This window comes from Lysinibacillus sp. HST-98 (assembly GCF_016757845.1).
Classification (GTDB): Bacteria; Bacillota; Bacilli; order Bacillales_A; family Planococcaceae; genus Lysinibacillus; species Lysinibacillus capsici.
On record NZ_JAENHX010000004.1, the window covers coordinates 38,786 to 53,206 of the forward strand.

14 protein-coding genes are annotated in these 14,421 nt (G+C 38.4%); 3 read left to right on the forward strand and 11 right to left on the reverse strand.

Features of this window, described 5'->3' with window-relative positions; genetic code table 11:
• Position 1: 1 nt before the first annotated feature.
• The 3 genes from addB to JIN86_RS11170 form a co-directional block, all read right to left on the reverse strand.
• Positions 2–3,511, reverse strand: a complete 3,510-nt coding sequence (gene addB / locus JIN86_RS11160; protein ID WP_202341950.1) for a helicase-exonuclease AddAB subunit AddB — start codon at positions 3,509–3,511, stop codon at positions 2–4.
• 319 nt (positions 3,512–3,830) lie between these two features.
• Positions 3,831–4,469, reverse strand: coding sequence for a TVP38/TMEM64 family protein (locus JIN86_RS11165; protein WP_009374150.1), 639 nt, complete (start codon positions 4,467–4,469; stop codon positions 3,831–3,833).
• Positions 4,470–4,480: 11 nt separating this feature from the next.
• Positions 4,481–5,032, reverse strand: a complete 552-nt coding sequence (locus JIN86_RS11170; RefSeq protein WP_004227499.1) for a helix-turn-helix domain-containing protein — start codon at positions 5,030–5,032, stop codon at positions 4,481–4,483.
• A 124-nt stretch (positions 5,033–5,156) separates the two neighbouring features.
• Here JIN86_RS11170 and JIN86_RS11175 point away from each other — a divergent pair, with 124 nt between their 5' ends.
• Complete coding sequence (locus JIN86_RS11175) at positions 5,157–5,891, forward strand: AzlC family ABC transporter permease (protein ID WP_009374151.1); 735 nt, start codon at positions 5,157–5,159, stop codon at positions 5,889–5,891.
• The gene (locus JIN86_RS11180; protein ID WP_004227502.1) at positions 5,888–6,214 is read left to right on the forward strand and encodes an AzlD domain-containing protein; all 327 of its coding nucleotides are present in this window, start codon (positions 5,888–5,890) and stop codon (positions 6,212–6,214) included. The genes JIN86_RS11175 and JIN86_RS11180 overlap by 4 nt, the downstream gene beginning before the upstream one ends.
• Positions 6,215–6,309: 95 nt before the next feature.
• Here JIN86_RS11180 and JIN86_RS11185 read toward each other — a convergent pair whose 3' ends face one another.
• The 5 genes from JIN86_RS11185 to JIN86_RS11205 all read right to left on the reverse strand — a co-directional run bounded on the left by JIN86_RS11185 (position 6,310) and on the right by JIN86_RS11205 (position 10,777).
• A complete protein-coding gene (locus JIN86_RS11185; protein WP_004227503.1) occupies positions 6,310–6,531 on the reverse strand; it encodes a DUF2198 family protein in 222 nt (73 codons plus the stop codon).
• Positions 6,531–7,712 (reverse strand): PDZ domain-containing protein, encoded by a 1,182-nt coding sequence (locus tag JIN86_RS11190; RefSeq protein ID WP_009374153.1) that lies wholly within the window; start codon positions 7,710–7,712, stop codon positions 6,531–6,533. The genes JIN86_RS11185 and JIN86_RS11190 overlap by 1 nt, the downstream gene beginning before the upstream one ends.
• A gap of 122 nt (positions 7,713–7,834) precedes the next feature.
• Positions 7,835–9,277: a S41 family peptidase gene (locus JIN86_RS11195; RefSeq protein ID WP_004227506.1), complete on the reverse strand. Its 1,443-nt coding sequence runs from the start codon at positions 9,275–9,277 to the stop codon at positions 7,835–7,837.
• Between the two features lie 283 nt (positions 9,278–9,560).
• Positions 9,561–10,148 carry a redoxin domain-containing protein gene (locus tag JIN86_RS11200; RefSeq protein ID WP_009374154.1) on the reverse strand — a complete coding sequence of 196 codons (588 nt, stop codon included), beginning with the start codon at positions 10,146–10,148 and terminating at the stop codon, positions 9,561–9,563.
• Positions 10,145–10,777 (reverse strand): hypothetical protein, encoded by a 633-nt coding sequence (locus tag JIN86_RS11205; RefSeq protein ID WP_202341951.1) that lies wholly within the window; start codon positions 10,775–10,777, stop codon positions 10,145–10,147. The genes JIN86_RS11200 and JIN86_RS11205 overlap by 4 nt, the downstream gene beginning before the upstream one ends.
• Before the next feature lie 343 nt (positions 10,778–11,120).
• Here JIN86_RS11205 and JIN86_RS11210 point away from each other — a divergent pair, with 343 nt between their 5' ends.
• A complete protein-coding gene (locus JIN86_RS11210) occupies positions 11,121–11,375 on the forward strand; it encodes a hypothetical protein (protein WP_225340727.1) in 255 nt (84 codons plus the stop codon).
• Positions 11,376–11,401: 26 nt separating this feature from the next.
• On the opposite strand, the gene JIN86_RS11215 is transcribed toward JIN86_RS11210, so the two are convergent.
• Genes JIN86_RS11215 through ftsE form a run of 3 tightly spaced genes read right to left on the reverse strand, consistent with a single transcriptional unit; the run spans position 11,402 to position 14,323 of the window.
• On the reverse strand, positions 11,402–12,709 hold the full coding sequence (locus tag JIN86_RS11215; protein ID WP_004227512.1) for a murein hydrolase activator EnvC family protein: 1,308 nt from the start codon (positions 12,707–12,709) through the stop codon (positions 11,402–11,404).
• 53 nt (positions 12,710–12,762) lie between these two features.
• Complete coding sequence (gene ftsX / locus JIN86_RS11220; RefSeq protein ID WP_004227513.1) at positions 12,763–13,647, reverse strand: permease-like cell division protein FtsX; 885 nt, start codon at positions 13,645–13,647, stop codon at positions 12,763–12,765.
• Positions 13,637–14,323, reverse strand: a complete 687-nt coding sequence (gene ftsE, locus JIN86_RS11225) for a cell division ATP-binding protein FtsE (protein ID WP_004227515.1) — start codon at positions 14,321–14,323, stop codon at positions 13,637–13,639. Before ftsE ends, ftsX begins: the two co-directional genes overlap by 11 nt.
• Positions 14,324–14,421: the final 98 nt, after the last annotated feature.

Consider the following 14,421-nt stretch of genomic DNA (forward strand, 5'->3'; position numbering starts at 1 on the left):
GCTATTCTATCTCCTTCCGAATTTTATCGACAATATCATTCGGCTTTGCTTGCATTAATTGACGATAGTTTTGTTTACCATCTGATGGATCAAATTGGCAAACCGCAGCAAATTGACAATAATCACATGCCGTTTTAGCTTTTAATTTATAAGGGCTAATGGCCGTATCACCAGATAGGATACCATTCCCTGCCTCCTGATGTTTACGACGAACGAAATGTTGCAACTTTTTCATATCATTGACAGGAACTATACGCGATTGTGATTCAGACGGTGTTCCATCTTTTTTCATATAGACAGGAATGATTTTTGAATGCCCACTACTTTCTTCCAATTGCTCGTCCATCGATAAAATCGCTTCAGCATTTTCAGATAGCAAACCTTTCATTTTATACTGCTTTAAACGATCCTCTTCTATTTCACTGTCCGTCAAATCTTTATCCAGCTTCAGCATCGGATTATGGACATGGACATACAGTACCCCTGCTGGCTCTGCTTCACCTGCTAGCCAGTAAGAGCTATTTTCCATTGCCACATCTAAATACGTTAGGACCTGTAAGGATAATCCGTAATAAACCTCATTTAAATCAAGGTCACGAGCTGAGGATTTATAGTCGACAATCCGCAAATAAGAGCGGTCATCTATTGTTGCACTATCCACTCTATCAATACGTCCACGCATAAACATTTTCTTGCCACCAGTCAAATCAATCTCTAGTGGTGGCAGCTGTTCATGTTGTCCAGGACCAAACGACGCCTCAATTGCAATTGGTTTGAAGTGTGATACATTTGCATGCTGTGTCAGTGCTGTCATTGTACGCTCAACAATTCGAATTAGCTTACGCTGAATATAGCGATAACGTGCACTGGATAATAGGATTTGATGGGAAAAGACTGGAACAATTTGTTCTACTGCTTGACGTGCTAATTGTTTAATTTGCTTTGTTGTTAAACGAATCCAAGATAATTGCTGACGATGTGTTTCCTCTGTAATCCACTTTAATGCCTCATGGAATAAGTCACCCATTGCAAACGTTTCTAGGCGATACTCAGCTCGTTCTTCAAGACGTAGACCATACGTAGTGAAATGAGAAAAAGGACATCTGAAGTATTTCTCAATTCGCGACACACTCGATGTTAGCTTCTGACCATATAATTCCTGTGTAATATAGGTTTCAAGTGGCTCAGCCTCATTTTTATGGGTAATTGGATAAAGTACGCGGTCGAAAATGAGTGCCCAATAAGGATCTTGTTTATAAAATCTTTGTAAAGCTAGCCATTCTGGAGCTAGTTCACGGCTATGTTCAGCCTGACGTAGCTGTACCATTAGATGTGCCAATGCAGTCCTTGGATGACGTAAATATGGTAAAACATCTCCATCTAGTAATTCAATCGGGTCGATTACCACACGTTCTATTGATACACCACTTAATAACCCAGCCTTTTTGTCATTTCCTATTATTTTCTTCATATAAAGTGAGGCTAGGAGGGCCTTGCCTTCCTCATCCGCCGTAGGATAGGTCATATACAATTTGTTAGATGGCGTTGTAATAGCACGATAGAACAAGAAATTTTCCTGTAATAAACGATTAGTAGAGGTAGGGGCAAGTTCATAGCCAATTTGACTAAACCATTCACGTTCGATATCTGACAACAAGCCCTCATACTCCATCCGAGTTGGATAAACACCATCATTCATTCCTATTACAAAAGCGACTTTGATATTGGATAAACGAGCTAAATCAACAGTAGCCACCATTACTTCATCAAGGGTTGGCGGAATTCTTGAAAATTCTAATGTATCAAAGCCTTCATCAAGAATTTTGGCTGCTTGCTCTACAGACATCTCCTGCTCACCAAACATATAAACGAATTGGTCAAGAACAGCAATCCATTCATTCCAAGCTTGTTCATGTTCACTTGCAGCTAATGCGTCACCTCGCTCTAGCTCACGATCTTTCATGGCTTGCAGTTTGTCATATACCTGTAATGACTCTATAAGTTCAAATAAAGCAGTCGCAATATCTCTGCCATTCTTGGCGCTATCAAGCTTGTCTTGTAATAGTTTTAGAGGTTGGCGAATTTCATCTCGAATGGCCTCGATTTCTGCCTGCATTGCACGCTCTTCATCTGTTTGTACACGCGAATGGAATTCTAGACCGCGATACTTTTTATAAAACCAACGTGCCTCCTCAAACCATCGTTCACCATAGATGCCTTGTGCCAAGCAATAATTTTCTAATCGGTCTGCTCGCTCACGCCAAATTGTTAACTCCGCTTGTAATGGAAAAAACAAATCTGTTTTGACACCACGAAAAACTGGCTCATATTTCCAATTCGAGGTCATAACCTCCAAGGCTGAACGACTTAGCTCTATTAATGGATGATGTAACATTGTCTTTTTTGTATTTGTAAAAATAGGAATTTCATATTGTTGGAAAATACTTGTAATAAGTGGATCATAGAGATCTGCTTGTCTATACAAAAGTACGATATCCTGATAGCGAAAACCGTCTTCTCTTGTCAGTTTTGTTATTTCCCGGGCAATCGCATGTACCTCCGCTCGACGATTTGATGCTTCAAGCACGGTTACATCTCCTGAAGTTTTTTTCGTTTGGGGCTCCAAATCAGCAAACTTTGCCTCCACATGCTGTAAATCTTTAGAATGAAATCTTTGAGTCTTATAAAAATGTAATGGTAATTCGACATCAATGCCTTCTTCTTTTGCTATATCATGAAGACGTTGATTCGTTAAGGCTGCTTCATGGAATAAAGCTTGTTCATCATAGGCTTCATCAATATGATCAAAGGGAAGGACGACCGTTACTTGCTTCGTTACCTTTAACAATTCACGAACCAGCTCTAACTCTCGCACAGTGAAAGCGGTGAAACCATCAATATAAATGGTCGCTCGCTTCATCGTTTCTGCATATTTCAGGTGCTCTGTTAAAATCGGATAATAGCCCTCGCTGTCAACATATGTCGTACCAAGTCGTTCCTCTAATGCCTGCAAAACAACATGTAAATCATTCGCTTTCGCCTGCAATGTATTGGGTGCATCTATTGCCTTTAACGATTCCGTTACCTCTGCCAAGACTGAGCTATTGACGCTATAGCGACTAAATTCTCTTAAAAGGGTTTCAATTTCCTCTGTAAAGCCACGTTTTCCTGCTGCTTGTCGAAATAAGGAAAACTCGCTTTTTTGTTCCTCCAAAAGTTTACGAATAAGCATTCGATAGCCATAGCCATTCACTTCTTTACGAGCAATACCTCCTGTTTCCTGTAAAACCAACCATGCTAAACGTTTAAACGTCATCACCTGTGCTCGAATCAAGCCTTGTAAACCATGCTTATTTGTCAGCTCATATTCCGTAGAATAAGACATTTGGTCAGGCACTATAATGAAAATCGGATGCCCTAATGGATCTGTCTTTAATTGCTCAACAATTTCCTGATGAATAAATGCCGATTTCCCTGTTCCCGAACGTCCTGAAACAATACGCAATGTCATTTGCTTTCCCCCTCCTCACTAACTTGCTGTTGCGGGTGTCTCTTTTAATGAAATAAAAATTTGTACATTTATGGATTCTTTCACCGGATTGATTACTTATCTCTCATCTATTTTGGAGCGGTTTCCCATTCAATTGATCAATTCTCATCTATGGTGGAGCAGTTTTCCCAGCCTACTCAAAACAACATAAATCATCTATCTTAAATTCTATCGAAAAAACCTAGTAAATACTATCTATCAACCTTCACCTATAAAAAGGTTGATTTATTACACAAAAAAGCAGCCTCTTCACATAATGAAAGAGGCTACAGATTATTTACTAACCGGCATGGTGATCCTGCTTTTTCGTCAAATTTCGCGCTTGCTTTAGATCTCTTTCTACACGGGCATTCAAACGCTTCTCTATCAACTTCCCAACCCACCATAAAATAACAATGGCCACAGCTGCAATTATCAATCTCACTGGGCTTGTCAAGAGCGATTTTAAATCATAGCCCAATACACTCATACCTAAAATCATGACAAACTTTCCTGCAAGTAAAACGATTAAGTAAAATTTTTTATGGATATGTGACAACCCCGCTACAATATTGACAATCACAGATGGTGTAAAAGGGAAGCAGAGGAGGACAAAAAGAGGGCTGATGCCATTCATATCCACCCATTTAATAAGCTTCTGTACTTTTTTACTACCTGTTAAGAATTGTAGTCTTGGATGTTTGCCAAAATGACGCACAAGTAAGAAAACCGCATAGGAGCCAGCTACAGAGCCTAGCCAAGATAATAGAAATCCTAGCCATAAGCCGAATGCACTGGCATTCGCCACAACGAATACGACTAATGGTAGGAATGGTAAAAATGCCTCTAAAAATGGGAGCAGTAAACCAATGATTGGGCCAAACGTTCGATACTGTGCCGCAACCTGTTCAATATTTTCTACAGTAAACCATTCATTCAACGTCGACACCTCTATTTATACTGTAAAATTAAATGAAAAATTGTTAACCCTTCTGAAGTATTACGATATTCATGGGGTTGATGTCCTGAGAATACTAGTGTATCCCCTTCATCTAGTAATTCATGCATGTCTCCAGCAGAAATAACTGCTTGTCCTTTAATAACCATTACAGTTTCCTCTACCCCTTCTGTATGGGCTTCACTCCTACTAACTGCTCCTGGCTCCATTTCAACCTTATAAAACTCCCAGCCTCGCTCTGGATTATACGGAATAATGGAGTAGACACGATAACGTCCATCATCCTCATCTACATGTGGTACATCTTTACTGCTATAACGCATGTAATGGGCAGTTGGCGGCTGTAATAATGAAGAGAATGACATACGCATACCCGCTGCAATTTTCCAAATTGTTGAAACAGTCGGATTGGCCTCTCCTTTTTCGATTTGCGCAAGCTGTGCTTTACTGACACCTGTCGCTTTGGCCACATCATCGAGACTTAAATGACGTTGCTGTCTAATTTTCTTTAATTGAAATGCTAAATTTCGACTCATTTGTTCCATCTTTACTCACCAATTTCTATTGTTTATTTTATCAGACATATGTATACTTTAATAAACATCAAGAACTATCAAACAATTCCATCAATAGTATACATGGAAATTATCAAGAAAGGATGACCTATTTATGACAAGTACAACAGAGCTTCAACATGATGACACAACAAGCTCTTCCAATGACAGTTTTTTACAAGGCGTTAAAGATTGCGTGCCTACATTACTCGGTTATATTAGTATAGGACTGGCATTTGGGGTTGTAGGTTCCGCTTCAGGGTTATCTGTCCTTGAAATCGCGCTATTAACGATACTGATTTACGCAGGCTCTGCACAATTTATTTTTTGTGCACTTCTTTTAACAAGTAGCCCTGCCTCTGCTATCATTGTAACCATTTTCGTAGTGAATCTACGCCATTTATTAATGAGTTTAACATTAGCACCTCATTTTACGCGCTACTCCATGCTTAAAAATGTTGGCTTTGGTACATTATTAACGGATGAAACCTTTGGTGTAGCAGTAACAAAGCAAATGCAAACAGGTAAATTATATGGTAAATGGATGGATGGGTTAAATATAACAGCCTATATCTTCTGGATTCTTTCCTGTATTACGGGTGCCTTTTTAGGACAGTGGGTAGCAAATCCTGAAAAATGGGGTTTAGATTTTGCCTTGGTTGCCATGTTTATTGCACTTTTAGTTTTGCAATTGAGCAGTGTTGGCAAAAGTAAAATCATGCATTATATCAAGTTAATTGGCTATATGGCGGTTATTATGTATGGTCTTTCTTATGTAGTCCCTTCACATGTGGCTGTGCTACTGGCAACCGTGATTGTCGCAACAATTGGGGTGGTGACAGATAAATGACAACAACTTCTTATATGGTCTGGCTTATTATCGGTTGCGCACTTGTAACATGGCTACCACGTGTCATTCCATTTATTTTTGTGCGTAGTGTAACACTACCTGATGTTGTGCTAAAATGGCTTAGTTTTATTCCTGTTTGCATATTAAGTGCTCTTGTCATTGAAAATTTAATAGATACTGAAAGCGGCAAAGTAGTGACATTTGATTGGCCAGTCTTTATTACATTTGTTCCTACTCTTATTATTGCCCTTGTCACAAAAAGCTTATCGATTACAGTAGTTGCAGGAGTAATCATTATGGCAGCTGTGCGATTTTTCATGTAAAAAGGTCAGTCCTATTGTTAAACTGTACCCTATAAGATAGACACTTGAAAAAGGTCATCTTATAGGGTACAGTTTATGCCTGGACTGACCCTTTCTTATTTATTCATTTTACTTGCTAGCCAAAAGCCTACTGTTAATGAAAATGCATCGATAACGAAAATAATAGGTGGGGACGTATAGCCTGCATATACAGAGGCAGCAATAAGTGCAATGGCTAATAATAATGCAACATAGCGATTATAGGTAATTCTAGTGAATAGTAATACCAATAAAGCTGGTATGAATAATGCTAACATCATTTTCCCGAAAACGTCCATTATACTTCCCTCGGCTCAGCTAATAATAATCCAATGCGGTAATGATCATTGCTATAAATCACATGTTGCGTTAAACGTAATTCATTGTTTCGGTCTAAAACCTCGAGACGACAATGAGCTGCATTTAATTGCAGTGCTTCGTATAACTCATTTTCTGTAAAAATTGACACTCCATTTACTTTACGGATACATTCCCCTGCAAGTAAGCCCATTTTCTCAGCAGGTGAATCTGGAAGCACGGCTGCAATAATAGCCCCCTTCGTACTTGGCGCAACTGCATAATGATCTGTTTTTTCCTGTTGTGCAAAGTAGATAGCAATTATAATACGGATAATTACACCAACAGTAAGTGTAATGAATCCAATCAATGGCTCAAAATATGCAGCCAATCCTCCAATTAAAATAAGCTGTCCTAGTAAAAAAACAGGTCGGCCAATTTTTGGATACATGTAAGCTGGTAATTCCTTTCTTGTCAGTTTAGTAAAGCCAATGACAAGTGGAAATAACACAAGTGCAAAGCTACTATGACCTAACGTAAACTGTGGCCAATATGGGAATATAGCCGAAATCGCATCGCCAGGAATAACAAAGAAAATAGGTAATACCCATACATTTTTTGACCGATAGACAATTGCCTGCATACCCCGCTTCGTTTTCTCAATACAAGGTGTTGTAACCTTCATCGCCATACGTCGAATTAATAGCCCTTCTGCAATGACACAAAGGCCCGCAAGAATGGTAATTGTCACAATTGCGCCACTCTCTAAATGGACACCCTCTACTGAAATTTTCCACCAGGAAAATGACCAATTGTAATAGGACATACCCCATATGGCAAGTGTGGCAATCCCCATTGTTAAAATAGGTGACATTGCATTCATGACAAATAAGAGAAGTGCTACTATAGAAACTGCCGTTAAAATGATTAAAAATTCCTTTGGGACAGTTAGACCTGCTCCAATACTAATGACAGAAATAATTAGTGCATAGAGCCACCCATCTTTCCATTGTCCGATTAGCTCCGTCCAGCCCCAAATAATACGTCTATTAAAATTTTTACGCTCCTGTTTTACTCGACGATAACCTAAAATAATAGCAAATATTATGACTATATATAGTAATGGGTTGAGTAAAAAGCGGCCAATCGCTGTTACAATTTCTATTAATATCTCACTAACCATACGAACACCCGCCATTTCTTTGTTGAATACTATGAATTTATTGTATCAAAGGACTACACGCTTGCGTAGTACAAACTCATAGAAAGCTTTGTATTATGGTATTTTTGTTCTGTCAGCAAGTTTTATTGGTCAATCGTATGCAGTAAAAAACTAGTGGCCATTTGGAATTGTTGGTCATTTTGACGATCTGCTTTAAAATCCTTTAACGTTTCGTTTAAACTATTAAAGAAAGTCGTGTCCATATAAAATTCATCTTCTGCTAGCTTTAACTTTTTCTGTTTACGATAAAGATTAACGGCCTCTGCGGTCGTTTCATCCATATAGCCATCTAAACGATCGATTTGATAGCCTAGTTTCTGCAAGGCATTTTGTGAATAGGAAATCTCTTCACTCATATCACCCACTTTAAACTTACCCGTTAGTGGATGCAGTTGAAAAGCAAACAGTTCATTTTGCTCGATCATTAAACTGGCTTCAATGCCCTGCCCATGAATCCATTCACGTTTTGGTGTTAGCCATTTGTTGGTTGATAATTTAAGCTCCCCGCCATTGGAAAGCTCCCAAGATTCTTGTACAGTCCCTTTTCCAAAGCTCTTAACCCCTACAAGAGAAGCGCGTCCCCAGCCTTTTAAAGCACCGCTCAATACTTCACTTGCAGATGCACTACCTTGATTTTGCAAAACAACAATTGGAATTTTATTCATCGTTTCTATATATTTTTCATCAAAGCCTTTTGTTTGCGTTTTTAATGGTTCCATAGCACCTTCCGCATTTTGCATATATGCAAATACTTTGCCATTGTCTAATACTGTGCTCAGTAGCGCTGCGACGCTATGTAAATAACCACCTGGATTATCCCGTACATCGATCACAATTCCTTCCACATCTTTACGAAGTAATTTACTCGTTTCTGCCACCCATTCATTGGCGGTTTTTTCACCGAATAATGAGATTACTACATAGCCAATGGCTGTATCTTCTACCTTCACTACCTCACTAGTTACCGTTTTATTGGAAATTGCTGCACGCTCCATCGTCATCTTAATATGCTTATCTTCACTTGGACGATAGACAACAATGGTTACTTTCGTTCCCTTTTCTCCTTGAATTAAATGCATTAATTCACTCATCGTTTTCCCATCTATACGTACCCCATCAACTTGTACAATTTCATCGAGTGAACGCATGCCAGCTTTCTCTGCGGGTGATGAGCGAACAGGTGACACAACGATAAACTTCCCTTTATTTTCTGTTAGTTCAATACCGATGCCTACTCGTTCCTCAGCTAGCATTTGCCGATGTTGCTCAGCCTCTTCCTTGGAGTAATACGTACTATAAGGATCTTTAATGGCATCAGCCATCCCACGAAGAGCCCCCTCCACCAATGCATCCTTTTTTGTACTATATACTGATTTTTCTTCAATGATTGTCATAGCCTCACCAATAGTATCAACCTCCGTAACAGGCTCTTTTTTATCGCCAATATTAAACCAATCAAAGTAAATACCACTGCCCACCACCAAACTACTAAGTAGGACTCCGACACCGGCTGTTAATTTGCGCAAATCTTCCCTCCTCCGTCTCTTTTACTGTATGACTCTATTTTTTCAAACATACAAAATTACCTTTCAAATTTGTTAAGAGAGAATATTTGACTTTACACATGCATGTTGGTTGTTGATTCTAGGGAATGTACCTTGGTTCCGCGAGTATTCACCTTGACTTCGCGGGTATTTACTCTGCTTCCGCGAGTATTCGCCTCGACTTCGCGGGTATTCATCCTAGCTACATGAAAAATAAAAAAATCTGCTCGTTTCCACAATAGAAAACGAGCAGATTTTTTATGAATCAATCCAGTGCATCTACATAATCATTTAACATATCCACGTCCATCGGTCCTCTGATGGCGCGTTGAATGAGGCCCTTGGAATCAATAAAATAGGTGGTTGGAATCGTAATGACTTGATAATTCAAGCCAGCTTCATTGTCAGGGTCCAATAAAATAGGGAACGTTAGCTCAAAGCTATCTCTAAATGTCATCACTGTGTCCACTTTGGCATCAGCGGTCACATCACGTTCGGCTTCTGTTAAATTGACCGCTATAATTTCAACGTTTTTCTCTTCTGCATACTCATCATAGAAGCTTTGCATATGCGGCATTTCCGCCTTACAAGGTGGGCACCATGTCGCCCAGAAATTTAAAACGACTTTTTTTCCACGAAGATCGCTTAACGTGATATCTTCCCCGTCTAAGCTTGTTAAGGTGAAATCAGGCGGTATATCGCCTTTGCTTAAGCCGGTTTCTAGCTCCTCCATATCCTTACCTAGGGCCGATTTATCAATAGCACGTTCTTCGTCAATTTGTTGTTTTACATATGTACCAATCATCGCAACCACTAATAGCACAACGATCAGCAGCCCAATATTTTTTTTCATTTCTTACCTCCCACATTGATGCGTTCATGCTGAATAGTTAAGCCCAAACAAAATAGTATTACACTGACAACTACAGATATTTGCCCTATACCAAGCGGCTGGAAGATAGCCACTATCAAATAGCTAATTGTATAGAGTATGAGAGCTTGTTTCACCGCTACTAATCTCCATAATATGACGAGCGTGACTACACTAAGCACAGCTAATGTTATAACTTCACTCGATGTGTTGTTGTCATTAAGTAGAACAGCAAGCATTTGATAAATGGATTGCGTTAGAATAATAGCCCAGCTACCAGCTATCATCTCTTGTTCCTCAAACTGTAGACACTGTCGCTTTCTCCATATTTGCAAGGTTGCTACGATGACACCGAGAAGAACCCCCATTGTTCCACCATTAAAATAAAGCAATGTAATTGGATTGTTTATTACCGTTTTGAAATCTGTCACAAGCAAACTTAACTTCCAAACAATAATAAAGGTCAAAATGGCATCACTATATAGCTCAGACCACTTTTTAGAAAATTGTAAGCGCAAGATAAGCCACACAATAATAAAAGTAATAAGTAAAGCGACTGCAGTAGCTGGTAAAGTTAACGTTCGGATTGAGTACCACTCTGTATTTATCAATTCAACGAATCCTCCTCCGAAAGCATAGCATAGAACCTTTTTAAAAAAAGACTATTTCACACTGTTTTAAGAAAATCTTCAGAAATAACAACAATAAAAATACCCCATTAAGTATATATTCATCATAACATTATTTAGAATCTTATAATAGCGATGAAACTTTCAATCGAATAATTCGCAAAATGAGAAAAGGGGAGGAGTGATACTTTCAAAGAGACTTATCCTATGGATTGCTGCTATTTTTCTTGGTATTAGTGTTCTGATGCTGTACTCAGAGTATCGAACAAAGAATTTACTACAAGATTTTTTACCTAATAAAAATCTTCTAGAAATAGTAAATAAGATGACAATTTGGGAAGTTGACAATGGTACCAATAAAAGTTTTGCCATTATCAATCGTGAAAATCCACGATTAGATGATTTGCATTTAGTCTTAAGTACTTGGGGAGTAAAAAGAACCTTATTAAATAACAAACAAGCTGATGTTGTCTATCAATTGGCTATTACTTATTCAAAAATGGTTTATTGCCTATTAATGGGTAAACCTATAAGTGTGAATGGTGAAACATTCGATGAAATATTAAAAGCTATACACTAGAAAACGCTAGTGTATAGCTTTTATGTTTACAATGGAATATATTTCAGTGGATTTACACTGCCGACTGCTTGTCCTTTCCAAGGACCAATATGCACTTCAAAGTGTAAGTGTGGGCCAGTAGAGCGACCTGTACTACCCATGGCTGCAATTTGCTGACCTTGTGTTACTTCTTGTCCTACACTAACATTAAATGCACTTAAATGTGCATAAACGGTTGTGTAAATTTGTCCATCGATAGAGTGCGTCACAATGACAACATTACCATACGAACTAAGTGGTGCTGCGTAAGAAACAACGCCATCTGCTGCTGCCCATATTGGTGTTCCCGTTGCATTTGCAAGGTCGACACCATAATGGAATTCAGGACCTGCTCCAAGATTTCGCCAACCATATGGTGATGTTAAGCGACCATTCGTCGGTTTAATCCAAGTTCCGTTTGATTGAGGCGCATGGACTGTACCACCAGATGATCCGCCACCATTGTTAGCAGCAGCTGCTGCTGCGGCCGCGGCGGCTGCTTTACGTTTCGCCTCTTGCTGACGCGCAATTTCAGCCAAACGATTTTGTTCAGCAATAATTTGATCTTGCAATTCCTGACTTACTTCCAAAGCCTCCGAGTATTCTTTTTCAAGTAATACCTTTTCGGATTTCAGCTTTTCTTGCTCTTTCTCTAATTGGTCTACTAGTTTATTTTTCTCAGTTTTTTGACTGTCTAAGGATGCTTTTAATCGTTCAAGCTCAGCTTTTTTACCTTCTAGGTTTTTACGTTTCTCTTCTACACTTTGCTTTTGCTCTTCTAATTTTTGTTTATCATCTTTTTGATCTTGAATAATTTGACGATCCGCTTCCAATAATGCATTAACTGCAGAAAAACGATCAATAAAGTCTACAAAACTATTAGAGCCTAGCAATACATCTAAATAACTTACAGAGCCCCCAGCTTGAATGGCACGTGCACGTTCTTGTAACAATAAATCGCGCTCTTCAATTTTATGCAAAAGCTCTTCAATAGAAGCTTCTAACTTTTTAATTTCCTCATTTGTTACCCGAATATCTGCTTGTACTTTTTTAATATTACTATTAGTTTTGTCGATTTCAGCGTTCAATGCTTGAATTTGATCTAAGATTTGTTGTTGCTTTTCTTGATTAGCTGTAATTGCATTTGATTTATTGCTGATAGATGAATTTAACTGATTCTTCTTTGTTTCAACTTGTTTCTTTTCTTCTTTTAAATCCGATAAACTTGTTGCATATGCTGATGGAGTTTGGATAAAAAGAATTAGAGCAGATGCTGCTGCAAGTGTTTTTAATGTGTTTTTCGCCTTACTTTTCACCGATTGAACTCCCCTTCGACTATTCTTTTCTTTTTCACAAATATCCGTTGTGACTAAATTTTTAAAAACTTACGTACTGACATGAAACTTCCCCAAATACCGATCAGTACACCAATTAGTAACAGAAGACCGCTTACCTGATACACAAGTGGAGAAAAATCTAGTAATTGAACAAGCTCTCCTTGTAAACGTGGTGCAATAATTTTATATATATTGTGGTAAAGGGTTGTGACAACCGCAATCGGAATAATTGAACCTAAAATTCCAAGCCACATACCTTCTAATAAGAATGGGATACGCACGAATGAATTTGTAGCCCCTACAAGTTTCATAATTTCTATTTCATCACGACGAGCTATAATCGTTATACGAATTGTATTCGAAATTAAGAAAATTGCCGTAAATAATAACCCTAAAATAAGTACGATTCCTACATTACGACTAATATTTAAGAAGTTAAATAGTTTTTCAACTTTTCCTTCGCCATACATTACATCATATGTATACTCATATTTATCAATGGTTTTCGCAACTTTTGCTGTTTGCTGTGGATCAGCGGCTTTTACATAAATAACGTTACGTAAAGGGTTACTTTGTTCAAATAGTTTAAAATCATCACCAAAGTCTTTTACTAGCTTGGTTAACTCATCTTCCTTAGTGGAATATGTCATTTCTGAGACACCAGGCAATTTTTTGACTTTTTCGATGAGTGCTTTTTCCGCAGCTTCATCTGCTGTCTCATCAATTAACACTTTAATTTCGACATCGTTTTCTAAATCCGTTGCTACTTTATTTAAATTCATCATAATAAGCGCAAAAACACCTACTAGAATGAGCGTAACGGTAACGGCACTGACAGAGGCAATGGTCATCCAGCTATTACGACCAAGTGATTTGATACTTTCCCGGAAGTGGCGCTTTACTGTACTAAATTTCATAGCCGTATTCACCTCCGTGTTCATCACGGACAATTAAGCCGCCTTCAATGGCAATAACACGACGACGAATCGTATTTACAATTTCACGGTTGTGGGTTGCCATTACAATCGTTGTCCCACGTGCATTAATTTCCTCAAATAAATTCATAATTTCCCATGATGTTTCAGGGTCAAGGTTCCCCGTAGGTTCATCTGCAATCACCACTTTTGGAACATTGACGATCGAACGAGCAATCGATACACGTTGCTGCTCTCCGCCTGAAAGTTCATTCGGAAACATTCTTGCTTTATGCTTCAATCCAACTAGTTCTAACACTTCCATAACCCGGCGTCGGATTTCATCTGGCTTTTCCTCTATTACTTCAAGCGCAAACGCTACATTCTCATAAACATTCAAACGAGGTAGCAATTTGAAATCTTGGAAAACTACACCAAGTTGACGGCGCAAAAAAGGGACCTTCTTATTCTTTAAAGTTGCTAAATCAATACCATTTACAATTATTTGTCCTGATGTTGCTTTTTCTTCCCGGTACATCAATTTAATAAATGTGGATTTCCCTGCCCCACTTGGGCCAACAACATACACAAATTCGCCTTGCTTTATATTAATGGAAATACCATTTGTCGCAACAACACCGTTTGGGTATTTCTTTGTCACATTTTTCATTTCTATCATGATTAAACCACCTAAAACTCTCATCTATGTAAGAGGTATTTCTTTTACTATTATAGCACTCTATTTCTGTTTTTTTATTACATTTTCATTTCAATCCG

Coding starts and splice junctions, on each gene's coding strand:
- addB (WP_202341950.1), bottom strand. CDS start 3,511: ATGACATTGCGTATTGTTTCAGGACGTTCGGGAACAGGGAAATCGGCA.
- JIN86_RS11170 (WP_004227499.1), bottom strand. CDS start 5,032: ATGGAACAAATGAGTCGAAATTTAGCATTTCAATTAAAGAAAATTAGA.
- JIN86_RS11175 (WP_009374151.1), top strand. CDS start 5,157: ATGACAAGTACAACAGAGCTTCAACATGATGACACAACAAGCTCTTCC.
- JIN86_RS11180 (WP_004227502.1), top strand. CDS start 5,888: ATGACAACAACTTCTTATATGGTCTGGCTTATTATCGGTTGCGCACTT.
- JIN86_RS11185 (WP_004227503.1), bottom strand. CDS start 6,531: ATGGACGTTTTCGGGAAAATGATGTTAGCATTATTCATACCAGCTTTA.
- JIN86_RS11190 (WP_009374153.1), bottom strand. CDS start 7,712: ATGGTTAGTGAGATATTAATAGAAATTGTAACAGCGATTGGCCGCTTT.
- JIN86_RS11200 (WP_009374154.1), bottom strand. CDS start 10,148: ATGAAAAAAAATATTGGGCTGCTGATCGTTGTGCTATTAGTGGTTGCG.
- JIN86_RS11210 (WP_225340727.1), top strand. CDS start 11,121: ATGACAATTTGGGAAGTTGACAATGGTACCAATAAAAGTTTTGCCATT.
- ftsX (WP_004227513.1), bottom strand. CDS start 13,647: ATGAAATTTAGTACAGTAAAGCGCCACTTCCGGGAAAGTATCAAATCA.
- ftsE (WP_004227515.1), bottom strand. CDS start 14,323: ATGATAGAAATGAAAAATGTGACAAAGAAATACCCAAACGGTGTTGTT.